The following is a 20,085-nucleotide window of genomic DNA, read 5'->3' on the forward strand; positions in this document are numbered from 1 at the left end:
TCCTAGCTGTAAGCACAACAGATCATGAATTTTCGTGGTCAAAACTGGCATTCATGATTGTATGTATGGTATTTGCCAGAAATGCTGCCATGGCTTTTAACAGATACCTCGACAGGGATATTGATGCACTGAATCCGAGAACCAAAGTTAGAGATATTCCCGCTGGCAGGATTTCTGCAAAAAATGCTTTAATATTTACTATAGTTAACTGTTTACTTTTTGTAACTGCAACCTGGTTTATTAATCCATTATGTTTTTACTTGTCTCCAATTGCCTTACTGGTAGTTTTAGGATATAGTGCCACCAAGCGTTTTACAGCACTATGTCACCTTGTTCTGGGACTGGGACTTTCACTTGCTCCTATTGGCGCTTATCTGGTTATTACAGGTGAATTTGCCCTGCTTCCTATATTATTTTCTGGCGCTGTTCTTTGTTGGGTAAGCGGGTTCGATATTATTTACGCCCTTCAGGATGAGGAATTTGACAGAAATCAAAAATTACATTCTATTCCATCTTATATGGGAACCAAAAACGCATTAATTACCAGCAATATACTGCATGTCCTTTCGGCAGGCTTTGTTATAGCACCTATTTTTATTACTCCACTTTCCTGGTTCTACTATGCAGGTTTGGTGATTTTTATTTCCATGCTTATCTACCAGCACAGATTGGTAAAACCAAACGATTTATCAAGAGTTAATTTTGCATTCATGACTACAAATGGCATTGCCTCTGTTGCTTTTGCCGCTTGCTTTTTATTAGACATTTTTATTAGATCATAATTATCATGATAGAAAAAAGAAAAAAAACCTTTGTTCCTGATTCTTTAGAAATAAAATGGGAAAATTTAGAGCCACTTTTCAACGAACTGGTTAATCGTTCTTTAAACAACACTACAGATTTAGAGCAATGGTTACGAGACAGAAGTGAACTGGAAGCAACTTTAGAAGAAGATTTCGCCTGGAGATATATTAAAATGACCTGCGATACAGCGAATGAAGAACTGGTAAAAAGCTTTCAGTATTTCGCTACGGAAATTGAACCAAAAATTGCTCCATTACAAAATGAACTTAACAAGAAACTAGTCGGGTCTGTCTATGTGAATGATCTCGATCATGAAAAATATTTCATCTATTTAAGAGGTGTAAAAAAAGCATTAGCTTTATTCAGAGAAGAGAACATTCCTTTGCAAACCGAACTCCAGGTTGAACAGCAAAAATATCAGAGTATAACTGGTGCCATGTCTGTAACTATAGACGGGCAGGAATATACACTGGAACAAGCTTCTAATTTCCTGAAAGATCTGGATAGAGATAAACGTCAGAAAGCATGGGAAAGCATAACCATAAGACGCCTGCAAGATAAGGAGGAACTGGATAGTCTGTTCAATAAACTGAAATCGCTAAGACATCAGGTTGCTTTAAATGCTGGATTCCAAAATTTCAGAGATTATATGTTTGAGGCTTTGGGCCGATTTGATTATTCTGTTCAGGATTGCTTTGATTTTCATGATGCCGTTCAGCAAGAAATTGTTCCTTTATTGGCAGAACAGGCCAATGAGCGAAAAAAAGCACTGCAACTGGATGTTTTAAAACCCTGGGATACTGAAGTTGACACTTCTGGTAAGCCAGCATTGAAGCCTTTTGAAAATGGTGAAGAGCTTATCAGCAAATCTATCCAATGCTTCCATAAATTAAATCCATATCTTGGAGAAAGACTTTCCATCATGAAAGACAATAACCTTTTTGACGTGGAAAGCAGAAAAGGAAAAGCTCCGGGAGGTTATAATTACCCTCTGGCGGAGACTGGCGCTCCTTTTATCTTTATGAATGCTGCTGGTTCCTTTAGAGATCTAACAACTATGGTTCACGAAGGTGGCCACGCTGTTCATACTTTCTTAACCGCAGATTTAGAATTGAATGATTTTAAACATTGTCCTTCTGAAGTAGCGGAGCTGGCCTCTATGTCTATGGAATTGATTTCTATGGATTATTGGGACGAGTTTTTCTCCAATCCAGAGGAATTGAAAAGAGCTAAACAATATCAATTAAAAGATGTTCTTAAAACTTTGCCATGGGTGGCTGTCGTAGATAAATTCCAGCATTGGATTTACGAAAACCCAAACCATACAAGTGAAGAACGTACCGCAGCGTGGAAAAGAATTTTCACAGAATTTGGTGCTAATTTTGTCGACTGGAGTAATCATGAGGAAGCCCTGGCCAACCTTTGGCAAAAACAACTTCATATTTTTGAAGTACCATTTTATTACGTCGAATATGGAATTGCCCAATTAGGTGCCATTGCTGTATGGAAAAATTATAAAGAGAATCCGGAAAATGGGCTAAACAGCTATATAAATGCTTTAAAATTGGGTTATACAAAATCTATTAAAGAGATTTATAAGACTGCAGGAATCGAATTCAATTTCAGTGCGGGTTATATCAGAGAGCTTGCGCAGTTCGTCATGTCGGAATTAAAGAAATTAGATTAAAGCTTTTTTTAAGATAGAGGGTTGTCTTCTATGTTTATATGAACCAAACATAGAAGACAACCCTTCTTTTATTAATTTACAGGAGTTACTTCTTTAATATGATAATTCCTTAAACCATCTGGCATTTCCCAACTCACTATATCCCCTGTTTTATAACCTGCCAGCGCAACACCTATTGGTGAAAGAATAGACAGCTTATTTAACTTCTGTTTTGCTTTCTTAGGTTCTACTAAAATAAATTCCAGTTCCTTTCCAGAGTCTTCTTCTCTAATTTTTAATTTTGTATTGACAGAAACAAATTCGGTCGGCAAAGCCTTTTCAGTCAACACTTCCGCTTTTTCTAATTCAGATATCAGTTTCTGTTTATTAAAATCTGGCATTGTATTGCTGTTAGACTTCAGATAATCTTTTAATAGACTGTAAACACCTTTTGATAATTTCAATTCTAAGCTTTCCATTGTGTATTAATTTTTTATTTAAACATTATTTCATTTAAAACCGATCTTCTAAAACCATAAACATGACGAAACATAGCATAGAGCTACGCCTTACAAAACGATGTAAAATGGATGAAAAAGATGCCTTATTAAGGCCCCGACTCTTTTAAGCCGGGGCTTAGAAAATAAAGTCTTTACTGGAAATCTGGTAGGTGTATTCCTTAGGCAAACTAAAACGGTTAAACCTGTCGTAAAAGGCAAAGCTATTAGCAATAACCGCTGCCAATTGTTTTAAATAAGCATCAAAGTTGATTCTAATTACCATTTTTAATCCTCCAATGAATTTAATTAAAGATACCCCTTTAATTTTCATTTTGGAAAACATATTCGTTTTAAGACATTATTATGGCAGGATGACAGTTAAAAATACAATATTAACTATCTTTGTTATATAGCTATTTTTTAATCATGTTAACTCATCACGTATTATTTTGGCTAAAGCCCGAGACTACCAGGGAACAGAAAAAAGCTTTCCGTAAAGGGTTAGAATCGCTCAGAAATGTAGAAACTATTAAATCTATTTACATTGGCACACCTGCGCCTATAGATAGAGCAGTAGTAGACTCAACTTATACTTTTTCTCTTTTAACTATTTTTGAGGATTTAGCTGGTCACGATGTTTATCAGACACATGCTATACATCTGGCTTTTTTAGATGAATTTAAAAGCTTGTTTGAAAAAGTTTTGATTTATGATTCTCAGTAATATGATAAAAATAAGAACTCTGGTAGCTATTATCCTGTCTGCCACTTTTAGTCAGTTGGCATCAGCTCAAACAAAAGTTGAACGTGAGTACCGTATAAAAAAGAACGCAGTTCCTGAAAATGCCCTCACCTTTATTGAAGAATGCTTTCCCGGTTCAACCGTAAAATGGTATCGTGAAGAAAACACAAAAGGCTCATTTATAGAAGCTAAAACCATACAATCAAAAACAAGATATAGTATTAAGTTTGACAGTCAGGGAAATTTACAGGATACAGAGCAGATTGTTTCTTTTGAAAGTCTTCCAACCGAAACCAGGGATAAAATTGGCGATTTTTTAAAAACCAGGTTTACAAAGTATAGAATTGTAAAGATACAGAAGCAATGGCTTGCCGCTGAAACCACCATCAAATCATTAATTACCACAGGAAAATCTGATACCAGATACGAAACTAATTTCGAATTGGAAGTTAGAGGGACCAAAGGCAAAGACATAGACTTCTTTGAATTTCTGTTTAACGAAAATGGAAAGCTTTTAAAAGAATATGAAATTGTCCAAAAAAACACCAATAATCTAATTTTCTAACATGAGGGTTAAAATCATTTTAATACTTGTTATAAGTTTAACAAGCATAAATACTTTTGCTCAGAACGAATATAAACTAGGTCTGCTTACTCAAATAAATACAGATATATCATTTGAAAAAAAATGGAAGCTGAATGCCAAACTTGAAAACAGGCAAATTTTCTATGAAGGCATTACCGGAATGCCTATGAATTTACAATATGAATACGAAAGGTCTGACATAGAACTCGTATTGACGAAAAAATTAAACAGTATCCATACAGTAGGAGCTGGCTACCTGGGGAGACGTAAAGAAAACGGAGATATTATTCACAGATTCATACAACAATACGCATTGGTACAAAAGACTGGGAATATACGACTTGCTCACCGTTTCAGGACTGATGAAACTTTTGGCAAAAACGAGGACTTCAGATTCAGACTAAGGTATCGAATTAGTACAGACAAAGCATTGGAAGGACAAACTATAGATGAAAAGGAGTTTTATCTGAAATTTAGCAATGAATATTTAGGTTCTTTGAAAAAAAACGATGTCAATTTTGAAATACGCGGACTTGCTGCCTTAGGTTATAATATAAATGATTCTAATAAAATTGAAGCCGGATTGGATTACAGAATGGAGGAAATGTTAAGTGAGACAAAAACTCATTTGGGTTGGTTAAATCTGAGCTGGTATTATAGTTTTTAAAGAATATCATGGAAAATACTTTCGCTCAAAAAGTTATAGCTTTCAACCGAAAACTCCATTATTCAGGAGATTTACCAAAAGGATTTCAGGTAATGAATCCGTATATGGACAACCCAGAAACCATGCTGGTCATGCAGGCTTTTTATGAGAAGTATTATAATGATTCTACTCCAAGAAAGTTTATCATTGGAATTAACCCGAGTCGTCATGGGGCAGGTGTAACCGGTGTACCATTTACCGATACAAAACGATTGGAGAGCGTTTGCGGTATTACAATGAAATCAGCATATACCCACGAAATATCTTCTGTCTTTATATACGACATGATAGCAGCATGGGGTGGCCCGCAAAGTTTTTATAAACATTTTTATATAAACTCTCCTTTCCCTCTGGCAATCATCAGAAATGCCGGAGCAGATAAATGGTTGAATGCAAATTATTATGATGACCGGAGGCTGTTTGAAATGGTAAAAGATTTTATGATATATTCGCTTAAACAACATATCAGCCTGGGATTGGATACTTCTGAAGTCTTTATATTAGGAAAGAAAAACGCCGATTTTATTGGCAAGTTGAACAAAGAAGAAAAATTATTTGATAAGCTAACCATATTGGAACATCCTCGTTATATCCAACAATACAAGTCAAAAGATAAACAGTTATATATTGATAAGTATATAAAGGCCTTATACAAAATTCTATAATTAACCTAAGTTATTCAGGTTTCATCGGGTAGCCCCTCTCTTTCATTACAAAGAGTTCAGGGAGAGGGACCATCAAAACCGACAATATTTTGGCTTTTCAGATAGCCCCTTTCTAATTTTCTTTTTAAATATTTATAATTGAGGATATTTTTCAGGATCAGATTCGCTCATCATCTGATAAACAATCTCTATCACATCATCGGCACTTGGTTTTGTAAAGTAATCACCATCCGATCCATACGGAGGTCGGTGAGCCTTAGCTGGTAATGTTTTAGGCTGTGCATCTAAAGCATAATATCCGTTTTGACGTTCTAAAATATCCTGCAGAATATATGCTGAGGCTCCTCCCGGAACATCTTCATCTACTACTAATAATTTATTTGTTTTTTGCAGAGATTTTGCACAATCCATGGCTAGATCAAAAGGCATCAAAGTTTGTACATCTATAACTTCTGCATTTATGCCTAAGGTTGCCAATTCTGCAACCGCCTCCATAATCTGTTTAATAACCGCTCCGTAAGAAACAATTGTAATATCGGTGCCTTCTCTTAAAATTTCCACCTGCCCAAGTGGTATGGTAAACTCGCCAATATTGTCGGGAAGCTTTTCTTTTATACGATACCCGTTCAGGGTCTCAATCATAACTGCCGGTTCATCGCCCTTTAGTAAAGTATTATACATACCTGCCGCCTGAGTCATATTTCTAGGGACGCATAAATGGACTCCTCTCAAAGATCCCAAAATAGCACTCATTGGCGATCCGGAATGCCAGATACCTTCTAATCTGTGACCTCTTGTTCTAACGATCATTGGCGCAATCTGGCCAACTTTTGTTCTATAGCTTAATGAAGCGAGATCATCAGTCAATATGTTTATTGCAAAAAAAATGTAATCCAGATACTGAATTTCGGCAATAGGTCTAAAACCTCTCAAAGCAAGCCCTATTCCCTGACCCATAATAGTCATTTCACGAATTCCGGTATCTGAAATTCTTATTTCTCCAAACTTTGCCTGTAAACCGGCAAATCCCTGATTAACGTCCCCAATCAATCCTAAATCTTCTCCAAATGCTACTAATAAAGGATTCTTTCTAAAGTTAGCTTCAAAACATGCGTTAAGTACATCTTTTCCATCGACCATTTTAGAATCAGAGCTGTACACAGGAGCTGTATGTTCAATTTTTAAAGGAGATTGGGGAGTATCTGAAAAAAGTCCCGAATTATATCTTTCTTCATTTATCTTTTTCTGTTCTTCGTACCATTTTTTTAAAGCTGATTTAGCATTTGATTCATGAAATCTTGCCACTCTTAAAGCCTTACGAATAGCTCCAAACATTTCCTTCCTTAGCGGATCGATCTCTGATTTATAAATAAGTGCTATTTTCTTTACCTCGGGAATTTCCTGGCCTAAATCTTCTAGAAGTACTATTGCCTTGTTACGTTCAATTTTTACATCTTCTAAAAACTCTGTCCAGGCTTCTTTGATAACAGCTTTGACGTCTGATTTTATCTGGTTTTCAATTTCCGTTAGCTCTTCCTCTGTGCTGATAGCAGATTCCAGCATCCACTTGCGCATGTGTGCAATACAATCGTACTCTTTCTCCCACTCTAAACGCTCTTTAGATTTATAACGCTCATGTGATCCTGAAGTAGAATGCCCTTGCGGCTGTGTCATCTCTGTCACATGAATCAAAACCGGCACATGCTCTTCACGGCATATCTTAATGGCTGTTTCATAAGTTTCGCAAAGCGCCACATAATCCCAGCCTTTCACTTTAAAAATCTCAATCCCCGGCTTATCTTTGGTTCTCTGGAATCCTTTCAGAACTTCTGAAATATCTTCTTTGGTAGTCTGATATTTATTTGGAACAGATATCCCGTAACCATCATCCCAAATAGAAATGGCTAATGGGATTTGTAGTACACCTGCGGCATTAATAGCTTCGAAAAACAAACCTTCTGCCGTAGAAGCATTACCTATGGTTCCAAATGCCACTTCATTCCCATTAATAGAAAACTGTGTAAATTCTTTGAGTTCCGGATTTTGCCGGTATAATTTAGAAGCTTCTGCCAAACCCACCAGGCGAGCCATCTGTGTTGCTGTCGAAGATACATCAGAGGCAGAATTCATCTTTTGAGTCAGGTTTTTCCAGGAACCATCAGGATTCACAGATCGGGAAGCAAAATGTGCATTCATTTGCCTTCCGCCTGAATGGGGCTCATGCTCTAAATCTGGATGTGCATATAATTGGGCAAAAAACTGTTTAACATTAGCCATTCCTGTGGCAAACATAAAAGTTTGATCTCTGTAATAACCAGATCTCCAGTCTCCCTTTCTAAAGGCTTTGCTCATAGCCACTTGGGCTACCTCTTTTCCATCTCCAAATATTCCAAATTTCGCCTTACCAGTTAATGCTTCTTTTCTTCCCTGTAAACTTACTTGTCGGCTTTCATATGCAATTTTGTAGTCTTTTATTACTATAGACTTAAAGTCGTCAAAACTCAATTCCGAAGTATCAAACTGATTGGTTACTTTATATTGCATCTCTAAAATTTCTGTCCGTTGCTTTCAAAAATAGGAAATATCATCGGGTATGCCGAATTTTACAATCTTATTTCATAAAATATTTGGAACATCTTTTGAGTTTACTACATTTGAATAAAATTAAATTATCATGAAAAAGCTACTTATTATTGCTGCTGTATTAGTTGGTTTTGTAGGCTTCACTGCTATGCAGGACAATAAAGCAGAATTTAAGTTTGTAGAAGAAACTCATGATTTTGGTAAGATCCCTCAGGGAAAACCAGTTTCTTTTACATTCAAATACACTAACGTAGGTAACGAGCCGTTGATTATTTCTAACGTAGAGTCTACTTGTGGCTGTACTGTTCCAAGTGTAGAGCCTAAACAAGGCACTCCACTTCCAAAAGGAGGAACTGGATCAATCACTCTAACTTATAATGCTGCGGCTGTAGCTCCTTTTAACAAATTCGTTAAAATTACTTCTAACTCTAAAACTCCTGTAAAAATGTTATACATTAAAGGAGAGGTAGTTAGCGCCGCCAATTAATTTAACTCATTTAAATTCAGGAAAAGCCTTCCCTGCATTTCAGGAAAGGCTTTTCTTTGTATATAGACTTTAACAAAAATTATAAAAATTACAAAAACACCACTTAATTTTGTGGAATTATGCCAAAGATATCTGAAAAAGGGAAACAGATGCCAGCTTCACCAATTAGGAAGCTTACACCGCTAGCTGAGAGAGCAAAAGCTAAAGGTACAAAGGTTTATCATTTAAACATTGGACAACCTGATATTGAAACGCCAGCCGTAATGTTAGACGCCATTAAAAATATTGATTTTAAAGTATGGGCCTACACTGCATCTGAAGGGACAGTCGCGTATAGAAAATCTCTGGCACATTATTACAATAAATTGGGTTATAATATTACTCCCGAAGATATCCTGGTAACAACCGGTGGATCGGAAGCTATCATTATTTCTTTAATGACCTGCTTAAATCAAGGCGATGAGGTAATTATCCCGGAACCTTTTTATGCAAATTACAATGCTTATGCTTGTCAAAGTGATTCTATCGTAAAACCTATTCTTTCGGTTATCGATAATGGATTTGCTTTACCTCCTATTTCTGAATTTGAAAAATCAATTACAGAGAAGACAAAGGCAATCATGATTTGTAATCCTAATAATCCTACCGGATATCTCTATTCCAAACAAGAATTTTTGGATTTAAGGGAATTGGCATTGAAGCATGATTTATATATTATAGCTGATGAAGCTTACCGCGAATTCTGTTATGACGGTAAAGAGTTTCTTTCGCCGATGCATTTTGAAGGACTGGAAGAACACGCGATTATCATTGATACGGTTTCTAAACGGTATAGCGCTTGCGGTGCGAGATTAGGTTGTATTATTACTAAAAACAAAGCTTTTATGGAAATAGCTCTGCGCTTTGCACAAGCCAGACTAAGCCCTGGAATGGTAGAACAAATTGCAGGTGAAGCCGCTTCTTTATACACTCCTGATGAATACTTCCAGGAAGTAAACAAAGAATATGCAAAACGCAGAGATATATTGGTAAGTGCACTTAATAAAATGGATGGCGTATATTGTCCTAATCCGGGCGGTGCATTTTATGTGGTTGCTAAATTACCTATAGATAATGCGGATAATTTCTGTAAATGGATGCTGGAAGAATTTAGCTATGAAAAACAGACTGTTATGTTAGCGCCTGCTTCTGGTTTTTATGCTACAAAAGGTGTTGGAGATGATGAAGTTCGTCTCGCATATGTACTAAATCAAGATGATCTTACAAATGCGATGATTTGTCTTGAAAAAGCGCTGGAAATTTATCCGGGACGTACGCTTGCGCCTAAAAATGAATTTGTAAAGACATTTTCATAACAATATATATTTATATTTGTATTGTATTACCGGGGTCGACCGGAATTGACAGGATGGACGATAAGTGTGTAAGCATGCAGTGAATTGAGGATGCATCACTATAATCAGGATTCTCAAACAATAAAAGGCGAAAATAATTACGCTCTTGCTGCTTAATCTTAAATGATTTAAGATTTGCCCTAGTCTCGCTAAAGTAGCGGAAGCAGGATGTTCCCCAGAGGTTCTAGCCAACGACATCTGATACGGGAGCACCGAAAAGTTGGAATAAGGATACAAATGTTTCGATAGTATCCCGACAATTTTAGAAACTAAGACTAATGCAGGCTGTTTGTGGCCATCATTAGTTCGAAAACCAAACACAAAATAAGCATGTAGAAAGCGCAACTGATCCCATGTTTGGACGAGGGTTCGAATCCCTCCGACTCCACAAAAACCTTAACTCTAAAAAGTTAAGGTTTTTTTATTTCGCAAAAAGAACAATTCTATCACCAGTATCTTTTTGATTTTCAATATTTTGAAGATTAAATAGCAAATATTAAAATTCATTATTTATATTTGATCTAAATTAGAGAATTTAAACAATGCTAACCCTAACTATTCTTTTACAATTATTGAGTACCGCGTTGTTTTATAAGACTTCAAAAAGAGTATCAAATGCCAGGATTTTACCATTTTTACCGAAAAGCACATCGAAATTATGGCTAAAGGGTAGTGCTACAGGCCTATTCATAGTTAGCTTATTTTTATTCTCCTGTAGCTTGGGGGTCAGTTCTGGAATTATTTCGGGAATTTTATCCTTTTTATGTGTTCTTTCATTAACGGTAATATTAAATCCACTAAAATATATCAGATTTCGACTGTTAATTACCCTGAGTCTGATATTGTTTTGTTGTGAATATTTTTTGTTCTAAAATATGCCTGCTAATCCAAAATATTTAACCTCTTCACCTTTTTTAAGAACTATAAAAATTTTAGTAGGTTTCATTGGTGGATACGTTGTATCAATGACGTTTCACCTTATGCTAACGCAAATTTTCCCGAGAGAAAATGTAACCATTACTGCAGGTTTAACTGCCGTAATATTATGGGTATGCCTAATGATTTATACTTTCATTGCAAAATCTGTGTGGCGAGTGTTATGCTGCTATCTGTTGCTAGCCCTTTTATTTAGTTTACCTTTTATCGTATAAGCTCCATGAATCGTCGCAACTACAATATATATTTTCACTTACATACGATAACTGGAATTATATCTGCAGTATTATTATTTATTATATTCTTTGCAGGTTCCTTCTCTTTTTTTAAAAGTGACATAGAAGCCTGGGAAAACAATAGTTCTTATAAAGCTACTCCATTGGCGACTGGTAAATATCAAAAACTGTTAGATTCCCTGGACCAGGCTATTGGACTTTATGGTAGAGACATTAATCTTTTGAGCTACGAAAATTCCCTAAACTCTTATGTGTATATTACTACTTCAAAAGACACCTTAAACAATCCTAATGCAAAAGAAACACGTTCTTTTGTATACAATTATCAAAAACACTCTCAGAAAACTTATGCAGAGGCTTACGGCTTAAGTGAGTTTTTATACCGTCTGCATTTCCTTGCCCAATTAAATATTATTCCTTTACCTTTTCGGCTTTCTCCCTTTGGATATCTAATAGCCGGACTAACAGCTTTTGTATTTCTAATGGCACTAATCACAGGTATTCTTATACACTGGGATAAAATAATAAGTAATTTCTATTTATTTAGGCCATGGTCAAAGATTAAAACTATGTGGACTGATATCCACACAGTTCTGGGAACTATAGGTCTTCCCTTTCAACTAATATATGCTATTACCGGTTTTGTCTTAATTGTTAATGTTATTGTACTGGGTCCTTTTTCTTCCGTAGCATATAAAAATGAAAGCAAAAAAATGTATAACGATCTAAACATCAACTTAGATGTTTCAAAATATGATTTCAAAAATCAAAAAATGTTTTTTATACCCAACGTAGATTCGATAACTGCTGTTACGAATGCAAGCTGGGGTAATGGAAGAATCAAATCTGTTGCTATCAATAATTATGGAGATGAAAATATGGTAATCGCTATTCAGGGATTTTCTCCGCCAAAAGAGAACTTTTCTAGTTTCGGGAAAGCTATATACGAAGTAAAAACCAAAAGTTTTATTTATTTTAAAGACGCCGTGAAGGAGACATCCTATGTTGATGTAATTTATTCACTCATTTATAAATTACATTATGGCAATTATGGCGGTTATTTCCTAAAAGCTATTTCATTTGTATTAGGTGTCTTAGGTTGTTTAGTTATGGCTTCCGGAATCATGATATGGTTTTCTGCAAGAGAGAAAAACAATATAGCGCCTAAAAAAAGAAAATTCAATTTTTGGGCTACAAATATCTTCCTGTCTACATGCTTAAGTATGTTGCCTGTAACAGCAATTTCGTTTATTATTGTCAAATTAGATTTGGGTTCCGGGCAGAGTTTTTTATATAACGTATATTTTTATACCTGGCTGGCTTTTTCTATTTTTTACATCTTTAGGAAAAACCTGCCGAAAGCAATAAAAGAAATCTTTCTAATTAGTAGTGTATTGGCACTAATTGTCCCCATTGTTAATGGCATTACAACAGGAAATTGGGTATGGAAAACCGCAGCAAAAGGAATGGTAGATATACTTATTATTGATTTACTGTGGATCTTCATATCAGTGGTTTCAATATTATCTTTCCTAAGGCTAAAGAACAAACAAGCGAAACCGGTCTCTCAAAGACATTCCGTCTACGCTTAGGTATTTTTTTACTAAACGCACACAGTTTGTATAAAATAAAAAAGGAGCACCTTTTACAGCGCTCCTTCTAACTATATATTAACAAAAACTAAAACTGCCTGAATCCCCCGCGTCCTCTACCTCCCTGAACCATCTGGGTTTTATCTAACATGGTAAGCTGTCCCTTCATCATTTTTATCTGCTCAGCCATTAACTTATTTTTATCTGCTTTTTCTGCTTCTTTTAACAAACGTTGTGCCTCGCGTTTATTACGCTTAGCCATTTCTACTCCGGCCAAACTTAAGTTGGCTAAAGCGATGTTATGATCCATAGTTAAGCCAAACTGTAAAGCTTTTTTAAAGTATTTTTCTGATTTCATAGGTGAAGTTCTGGACTCTATCAATCCAATCAACAAATGATAATATCCCCACTGTCCTTTATAAAGTTCCTTTTCGTAATTTTTTATTTTGTTCAGCCAAATAGTGGCTTTATCCATGTTTTCTTTTCTCAGGAACCATTGCGCCATCAACATCTTTTCGTTGAAAATATAAGTAACAAAAATCAATATAGCTAAGAAAACCAATAGTATTCCCCATCCCCAATGCGAAAAGACCATTAAAGAAATTGCGGCTCCAAGTACTACTGCTGCGATTATAATTCTGATAAAATTTGGCATAAATTTACTGTGTATTCAATAATATTACGTTAATAAGCTATTTGCAATTTCATTTTATAGAATGCATGCTTAATTTAGCGAATGCAAATATCGGTTATTTGATTTGCTATTCATAAATAAAGGATAAAAAATGAGTATACAATTAGAAAGTTCGTGGCTTACTGTTCTAGAAAAAGAATTTAAGCAAGATTATATGATGAGTTTAAAGCAGTTTTTACAAAATGAAAAATTGCAGAAGAAAGCCATCTATCCTCCAAGTACCGAAATTTTTAACGCTTTCAATTTGACTCCTTTTGAGCAGGTTAAAGTTGTAATTATAGGACAGGATCCATATCATGGATACGGCCAGGCTCATGGATTATCTTTTTCTGTAAAGGATAACGTAAGACTTCCGCCGTCGCTACAGAACATTTATAAAGAATTGGAAACCGATATTGAAGGATTTAAGATTCCTGGCTCTGGAAATTTAACAAAATGGGCACAACAGGGTGTGTTATTATTAAATGCTACATTAACCGTAGAAGCTAATAAAGCGGGATCACATCAGAAAAGAGGCTGGGAAATATTTACCGATGCCGCTATAAAAGCTGTATCTGATTTTAAATCTGGAGTTGTATTTATTCTTTGGGGACGATTTGCACAAGAAAAAGAGAGATTGATAGACACATCCAAACACTACATTGTAAAATCAGCGCATCCGTCTCCTTTCTCTGCTCACAGCGGCTTTTTTGGATCGAGGCCATTTAGCAAAACCAATGAATTTTTAAAAAAACAAAATCTACAGCCTATAGATTGGCAAATATGAGCGAATTGTGAGTACTGAGTAGAGCGTTTAAAGTAAATAGTAGAGAATAAAAGTGCCTTAACTACAAAATACTTTCTATTTTTAATATTCTATCGGAATGATTGGTTCTTTTTTACTAGTTGAAAGAATCATGAGTGTCTGAAAAGTCTTTACTACCGATATTTTGCTTATTTTATTCATAATAAGTTGTTCATAGGCCTTAATATCCTTTACATAAACTTTCAGTATGAAGTCATATTGCCCCGTAACATGGTGGCACTCTGTAACTTCTTTAATTTGCTGAATTTCCTTTTGAAAGATATCTATAGTATCGTTTTGATGGAAGTCTAAAGAAACCTGAATAAAGGTTTTTATTCCTAAACCCAATTTCTCCTCATCTACTAAAGCATGGTAGCTCTTGATATAACCGGAATTTTCTAATTTTCTAACACGTTCTAAGGTTGGTGCCGGAGATAAACCAATCATTTGTGATAACTGCAGATTAGTAATACGTCCATTTTCTTGCATGATTTTGAGAATATTCAAATCAATCTTATCTAATTCCATGTTATTTGAAATAAAATGTAAAGATATATTTTATTAACGAAACCAAATAAAATTTCGCATATCTGACATATTATACAATCGACCATCTTTAAATAAAATTTTAGATTAATCTAAAAATATTATTAGCTTTGCATAAACATTTGTATCATGCTTACATCATTTACAGAAGAGAACTACTTAAAGGCTATTTACCATCTTTCAAAAGATTTAAATATGGCTGTTAACACAAACGCCATTGCTGACTCTTTGAATACGAAAGCTGCTTCTGTAACAGATATGCTCAAAAAACTGGCCGAGAAAGACTTAATTAATTATAAGAAATATCAAGGTGTTACATTAACCGAAAAGGGAAAATCAAGTGCGTTGAATATTATTAGAAAGCATCGTCTTTGGGAAGTTTTTTTAGTAGAAAAACTTAAATTTAATTGGGATGAGGTCCACGACGTAGCCGAAGAGCTGGAACACATTCATTCTGATCTTCTGATTAATCGCCTTGATGAATTTTTAGAATTTCCTAAAATTGACCCGCATGGTGATCCTATACCCGATAAAAATGGAAGATTTCATGTTCCGGATCTAAAACCGGTTTGTAAGCTGGGGATTGGAGAAAAAGGGATTATCAGTGGAATCAGAGATCACTCTTCTATCTTTTTAAAATATCTTGCCGAACATAAGCTGACATTAGGACAGCAGATAGAAGTACTGAATATTATTGAATTTGATGGATCTTTTATCCTGAATATTGACAAGCAGAAACAAACGGTAAGCAGGGACGTTGCTAAAAATTTATTGATTGCTTATGAATAGTTCTGAATCTTTAAGCGAAGTACATGGCTCGGTAGATCCTAATACCAAAAAGGGCTGGAGAAAGTTGTTTGCTTTTTTAGGGCCTGCCTATTTAGTAAGTGTAGGATATATGGACCCGGGAAATTGGGCAACGGACATTGCCGGCGGTTCTCAATTTGGGTATAAACTGATTTGGGTATTACTGATGTCTAACCTTATCGCGTTACTATTGCAATCTTTAAGTGCCAGACTAGGGATCGTAAAAGGCCTGGATTTAGCTCAGGCATCAAAAAGGGCTTATCCTAAATGGGCTAACATTCCGTTATATATATTAGCTCAGATTGCTATTATAGCTTGCGATCTGGCAGAAATTATTGGAATGGCCATTGGCTTGAATTTGCTTTTTGGTATTCCGTTAATTTGGGGAATTAGTATTACAGCTTTAGATACCATTCTTTTACTGTTTTTGCTAAAAAAAGGAATGCGAAGCATGGAAGCTTTTATTCTTTCCATGGTTTTTATTGTTGGTATTTCCTTCCTTTTCGAAATGTTCATTGTAGAGCCTGATTTTGGGGAAGTGGCAAAAGGTTTTGTTCCATCAGAACTCGGCGGAAGTGCTTTATATATCGCAATAGGTATAATTGGGGCAACAGTAATGCCCCACAATCTTTATTTACATTCCTCTTTAGTACAAACCCGGAAGATTGAAAGAAATGATAGAGGTATTAAGGAAGCTCTTAAGTTCAATTTGATAGATACAGCTGTGGCACTGAATCTGGCTTTCTTTGTTAATGCAGCTATTCTGGTACTGGCAGCAGCAGCATTTTACACTAATGGACATCACGAAGTGGCAGAAATACAGGATGCCTATAAATTATTAGAAAATATTTTTGGAACTGCGGCACCTACCTTATTTGCTATTGCTTTAATCGCTTCCGGACAAAGTTCAACAGTTACCGGAACTTTAGCAGGCCAGATTGTTATGGAAGGCCACCTCAATTTACGTATCGAACCATGGGTTAGAAGATTATTGACAAGACTGTTGGCTATTGCTCCTGCCTTTTTCACCATTTTACATTATGGAGAAGATGCTTTGGGAGAATTGCTTATTTTAAGTCAGGTGGTGTTGAGTCTCCAATTAGCTTTTGCTATTATTCCTCTCATCTATTTCACTTCTAACAAAACCGAGATGGGAAAGTATGCTATTAAAAACTGGGTTAAGATCCTAGCCTGGCTAGCGGCAGCTATTATTATTATGCTTAATATAAAACTGGTAATAGATGAAATTGGTGTATGGATTACGGAAGCCGGATCTGAGAGCATTTGGATTTATATTATTGTTATTCCTATTGCAATTGCCATTGGTTTATTGCTTTTATATATCATTCTTTCACCACTAATTGAGCCTTATAAAAACAGAAAATACCGCAATATATTACCTCATGGTAAAGCTTTAAACTTTCAGGACTTGTCTATTCCGGAATACAAAAGTATAGGTTTAAGCATAGATTTTTCTGAACATGACAAAACAGTCATCAGGCATGCACTAATGCAGGGCGGAAAAAATGCTACTTATACGCTTATCCATATTGTAGAAACTGCCGGAGCCAGATACCATAAACATGAAGTTTTAGACATGGAAACCATTAGTGATGAAGATAATTTAAAGAAATATGTAGAACGGCTTGAAAATCTTGGATATCAATCGCAATACGTTATTGGATATGGCTCTACATCTGGTTCTATAGCAAAGATTGTAAATGACAGCCATATAGACTTTCTTGTTATGGCTGCACATGGGCACAAAGGTTTTAAAGATTTACTCCTTGGATCTACAATTGATGCGGTTAGACACAATGTCAAAGTTCCGGTTTTAGTAGTTAGAGATTAAGTAATATGCTGAAGAAAGATAACATAAGACATATATTATCACTCTTCCACTTGATATTCTTTTGTCTTATTCTGGCAAATAATATCCTGTTTGTTCATAGCCATAAGCTAGCGAACGGGCAAATTATTGTTCATGCTCATCCTTTCTTTCCGCAGGATGATGGTACTCCAATGCCACATCAGCACAGTTCGAACGATTATATTTCTTTAGGAAAAGTATTTCAGCCCGGACTTTTACTTTCTGAAATTCCATATATAAACTTTCAGGTTGCTTTGCCCGAGTTGATTTTACCTTATAAAGTATTCAGCGTTTTATTTGAGGGTAAATCTTTATTTCATTACGACCACAGAGGGCCTCCGCTGTTCTAATTATTCAGGCTTAAGCCTGACCCATCATCGATAAGTGCTTTTTAAAATCTATTGTGTTTCCTAAACTTCAGGATTATGCCTGTAATGAATCGGAAATATTTATTAAGCACCAGACCAAGATCTAATTCATTTTTTGCCATGCTCCTATTTTTAAGGACATGATGCTATGCTTTTTAAAAATTGTAAAACATGAAAAGAATAATAACTATCATTACCATATTATTGATATATCAACAATTACTAGCTCAAAACGCAGTTTTAAAAGGAAATATTACCAGCACAAGCGGACCTGTGGTTAACGCTTCCATTAAGGTCTCGGGAACAGATAAAGGAACCATATCTGACGGATTTGGTAATTTCCAGGTGAATAAATTGAATAATGGCGTTCATCATTTAACCATAAGCGCTGTTGGCTACCAACCTAAGAAACAAACTGTAAATATCGATTCAGAAGTACAAACGATAAATATCTCCCTGGAAGAGGATAATTTTGGTCTGAGTGAAGTTGTAGTCACGGGAACGATGAAAGAGATGAGCCGGAGCGACAGCCCAATTCCTGTAGAAATTATAACGCCACAGCTTTTCAAAAAAAATCCCACACCCAGCCTTTTTGATGCACTTGGAATGGTAAACGGTGTACAACCTCAATTGAATTGCAATGTCTGCAATACGGGCGATATACACATTAATGGTATGGAAGGCCCTTATACCATGATATTGATTGATGGAATGCCTATTGTTAGTGCGCTTTCTACAGTTTATGGGCTAAGCGGTATCCCTAATAGTATGGTAGAGCGCATCGAAGTAGTTAAAGGTCCCGCATCTTCTCTCTACGGTTCTGAAGCCATGGGTGGAATCATCAATGTAATTACTAAAAATCCGGATAAAGCGCCACTTTTAAGCGCAGATATTTTTACTACATCATGGGGTGAGGTAAGTGCTGATGCTGCTATGAAATTTAAAGCTCGAAAAAGCAGTGGGCTGTTAGGCCTCAATTATTTCAATTACCAGAATACGATAGATAAAAACAAAGATAATTTTACAGATATGACTTTACAGAACAGAATATCTGTATTTAATAAATGGAACTTCCAAAGGAAAAATGACAAACAGGCCAGTATAGCAACCAGATACGTTTATGAAGATCGTTGGGGTGGCGAGATGAACTGGAACAAAAGCTACAGAGGCAGTGATATCGTTTATGGCGAGAGCATTTATACAAACAGAGCAGAATTGATTGGACTCTATCAGCTACCCGGTTCCGAAAAAATTTACACACAATATTCTTACAATTGGCATAAACAGGATTCGTGGTATGGTAACACCAATTACGATGCAACACAGCATGTAGGTTTTATTCAATCTTATTGGGACAAGGAAATAAACAAAACGCATAACTTTTTATTGGGTGCTTCTTTCAGGTTTACCCAATATGACGATAACACTCCGGCAACGGCAAGTGAGGATGGACTTGGAAATCAACCAACAAAAACTCCTTTACCGGGAATCTTTATTCAGGACGAATGGAAGATTAATCCTAAAAATACTTTACTGGGCGGGTACAGATTTGATTACGACAAACATCATGGAAGCATTCACTCTCCCCGCTTGGCCTATAAGTTATCTCCAAACCAGTACAATACGCTTAGAGCTAGTTTTGGTACAGGATTTCGTGTTGTTAACCTTTTTACCGAAGATCATGCAGCTTTAACGGGAGCCAGAAAAGTAGTTATTACCGAAGAACTAATTCCTGAAAGGTCTCTAAACGGAAATTTAAATTACGTTCTAAAAGTTCCGACAGATCATCTTTTTATGGGGTTTGATGCTACTGCTTTCTATTCGCATTTCAGCAATAAAATTGTTGGAGATTTCGACAGCAATCCAAACGAAATTATTTACGAAAACCTGAATGGCCACGCTATTACAAGAGGAATTTCTTTGAATACTGATTTCACTTTTACTTTTCCTTTAAAAGTATTGGCGGGAATTTCATATATGGATGTTTTTCTAAAAGAAGAAGACGGAAACCACTCGTTAACGAAAGTAAGACAACTTCATGCACCAAAATGGTCCGGAACTTTTGTAGGAACCTACAGCTTTGATAAAAAATGGTCGGTTGATTTAACAGGAAATTGGTA

At 35.7% G+C, this 20,085-nt stretch carries 19 protein-coding genes and 1 other RNA gene; 15 read left to right on the forward strand and 5 right to left on the reverse strand.

The window, feature by feature from the left end; all coding sequences use genetic code 11:
• Both ABWO41_RS04950 and ABWO41_RS04955 read left to right on the forward strand, forming a co-directional pair.
• Positions 1-782 (forward strand): UbiA-like polyprenyltransferase (locus ABWO41_RS04950; RefSeq protein WP_353134353.1); only part of this gene is annotated, 782 nt, incomplete at its 5' end.
• Positions 783-787: 5 nt separating this feature from the next.
• Positions 788-2,491, forward strand: coding sequence for a M3 family oligoendopeptidase (locus ABWO41_RS04955; RefSeq protein ID WP_353134356.1), 1,704 nt, complete (start codon positions 788-790; stop codon positions 2,489-2,491).
• Positions 2,492-2,562: 71 nt separating this feature from the next.
• Here ABWO41_RS04955 and ABWO41_RS04960 read toward each other — a convergent pair whose 3' ends face one another.
• Together ABWO41_RS04960 and ABWO41_RS04965 are read right to left on the reverse strand one after the other, a co-directional pair.
• On the reverse strand, positions 2,563-2,949 hold the full coding sequence (locus tag ABWO41_RS04960) for a GreA/GreB family elongation factor (protein WP_353134359.1): 387 nt from the start codon (positions 2,947-2,949) through the stop codon (positions 2,563-2,565).
• 157 nt (positions 2,950-3,106) lie between these two features.
• Positions 3,107-3,301: a hypothetical protein gene (locus ABWO41_RS04965; protein WP_353134362.1), complete on the reverse strand. Its 195-nt coding sequence runs from the start codon at positions 3,299-3,301 to the stop codon at positions 3,107-3,109.
• A gap of 95 nt (positions 3,302-3,396) precedes the next feature.
• Between ABWO41_RS04965 and ABWO41_RS04970 the strand changes: the two genes are divergently transcribed.
• Genes ABWO41_RS04970 through ABWO41_RS04985 form a run of 4 tightly spaced genes read left to right on the forward strand, consistent with a single transcriptional unit; the run spans position 3,397 to position 5,668 of the window.
• Positions 3,397-3,693: a Dabb family protein gene (locus ABWO41_RS04970; protein ID WP_353134365.1), complete on the forward strand. Its 297-nt coding sequence runs from the start codon at positions 3,397-3,399 to the stop codon at positions 3,691-3,693.
• A gap of 1 nt (position 3,694) precedes the next feature.
• Entirely contained in the window at positions 3,695-4,276 is a 582-nt protein-coding gene (locus ABWO41_RS04975) for a hypothetical protein (RefSeq protein WP_353134368.1), read from the forward strand.
• Between the two features lies 1 nt (position 4,277).
• On the forward strand, positions 4,278-4,964 hold the full coding sequence (locus ABWO41_RS04980) for a DUF2490 domain-containing protein (protein ID WP_353134371.1): 687 nt from the start codon (positions 4,278-4,280) through the stop codon (positions 4,962-4,964).
• 8 nt (positions 4,965-4,972) lie between these two features.
• On the forward strand, positions 4,973-5,668 hold the full coding sequence (locus tag ABWO41_RS04985; protein ID WP_353134374.1) for an SMUG2 DNA glycosylase family protein: 696 nt from the start codon (positions 4,973-4,975) through the stop codon (positions 5,666-5,668).
• Between the two features lie 132 nt (positions 5,669-5,800).
• Here the strand turns inward: ABWO41_RS04985 and ABWO41_RS04990 are convergent, their stop codons facing one another.
• A complete protein-coding gene (locus ABWO41_RS04990) occupies positions 5,801-8,212 on the reverse strand; it encodes an alpha-ketoacid dehydrogenase subunit alpha/beta (RefSeq protein WP_353134377.1) in 2,412 nt (803 codons plus the stop codon).
• 130 nt (positions 8,213-8,342) lie between these two features.
• On the opposite strand from ABWO41_RS04990, the gene ABWO41_RS04995 reads away from it, so the two are divergent.
• From ABWO41_RS04995 to ABWO41_RS05010, 4 genes are all read left to right on the forward strand, one after another.
• The gene (locus ABWO41_RS04995; RefSeq protein WP_353134380.1) at positions 8,343-8,738 is read left to right on the forward strand and encodes a DUF1573 domain-containing protein; all 396 of its coding nucleotides are present in this window, start codon (positions 8,343-8,345) and stop codon (positions 8,736-8,738) included.
• A 119-nt stretch (positions 8,739-8,857) separates the two neighbouring features.
• Complete coding sequence (locus ABWO41_RS05000; protein WP_353134383.1) at positions 8,858-10,093, forward strand: pyridoxal phosphate-dependent aminotransferase; 1,236 nt, start codon at positions 8,858-8,860, stop codon at positions 10,091-10,093.
• Between the two features lie 31 nt (positions 10,094-10,124).
• Positions 10,125-10,523, forward strand: a transfer-messenger RNA (tmRNA) gene (ssrA, locus tag ABWO41_RS05005).
• A 765-nt stretch (positions 10,524-11,288) separates the two neighbouring features.
• Positions 11,289-12,896: a PepSY-associated TM helix domain-containing protein gene (locus ABWO41_RS05010; RefSeq protein WP_353134386.1), complete on the forward strand. Its 1,608-nt coding sequence runs from the start codon at positions 11,289-11,291 to the stop codon at positions 12,894-12,896.
• An 88-nt stretch (positions 12,897-12,984) separates the two neighbouring features.
• Here the strand turns inward: ABWO41_RS05010 and ABWO41_RS05015 are convergent, their stop codons facing one another.
• Entirely contained in the window at positions 12,985-13,551 is a 567-nt protein-coding gene (locus tag ABWO41_RS05015; RefSeq protein ID WP_353134389.1) for a tetratricopeptide repeat protein, read from the reverse strand.
• A gap of 130 nt (positions 13,552-13,681) precedes the next feature.
• Here ABWO41_RS05015 and ung point away from each other — a divergent pair, with 130 nt between their 5' ends.
• Positions 13,682-14,356, forward strand: a complete 675-nt coding sequence (ung, locus tag ABWO41_RS05020) for a uracil-DNA glycosylase (protein WP_353134392.1) — start codon at positions 13,682-13,684, stop codon at positions 14,354-14,356.
• Positions 14,357-14,437: 81 nt separating this feature from the next.
• On the opposite strand, the gene ABWO41_RS05025 is transcribed toward ung, so the two are convergent.
• Positions 14,438-14,902 (reverse strand): Lrp/AsnC family transcriptional regulator, encoded by a 465-nt coding sequence (locus ABWO41_RS05025; protein ID WP_353134395.1) that lies wholly within the window; start codon positions 14,900-14,902, stop codon positions 14,438-14,440.
• Positions 14,903-15,049: 147 nt separating this feature from the next.
• On the opposite strand from ABWO41_RS05025, the gene ABWO41_RS05030 reads away from it, so the two are divergent.
• The 4 genes from ABWO41_RS05030 to ABWO41_RS05045 all read left to right on the forward strand — a co-directional run.
• Positions 15,050-15,709 carry a metal-dependent transcriptional regulator gene (locus tag ABWO41_RS05030; RefSeq protein ID WP_353134398.1) on the forward strand — a complete coding sequence of 220 codons (660 nt, stop codon included), beginning with the start codon at positions 15,050-15,052 and terminating at the stop codon, positions 15,707-15,709.
• On the forward strand, positions 15,702-17,579 hold the full coding sequence (locus ABWO41_RS05035; RefSeq protein WP_353134401.1) for an Nramp family divalent metal transporter: 1,878 nt from the start codon (positions 15,702-15,704) through the stop codon (positions 17,577-17,579). The genes ABWO41_RS05030 and ABWO41_RS05035 overlap by 8 nt, the downstream gene beginning before the upstream one ends.
• A gap of 5 nt (positions 17,580-17,584) precedes the next feature.
• On the forward strand, positions 17,585-17,947 hold the full coding sequence (locus tag ABWO41_RS05040) for a DUF8478 family putative metalloprotein (protein WP_353134404.1): 363 nt from the start codon (positions 17,585-17,587) through the stop codon (positions 17,945-17,947).
• Positions 17,948-18,136: 189 nt separating this feature from the next.
• Positions 18,137-20,085 (forward strand): TonB-dependent receptor (locus ABWO41_RS05045; RefSeq protein WP_353134407.1); only part of this gene is annotated, 1,949 nt, incomplete at its 3' end.

It is taken from the genome of Pseudopedobacter sp., from assembly GCF_040392825.1.
GTDB lineage: Bacteria > Bacteroidota > Bacteroidia > Sphingobacteriales > Sphingobacteriaceae > Pseudopedobacter.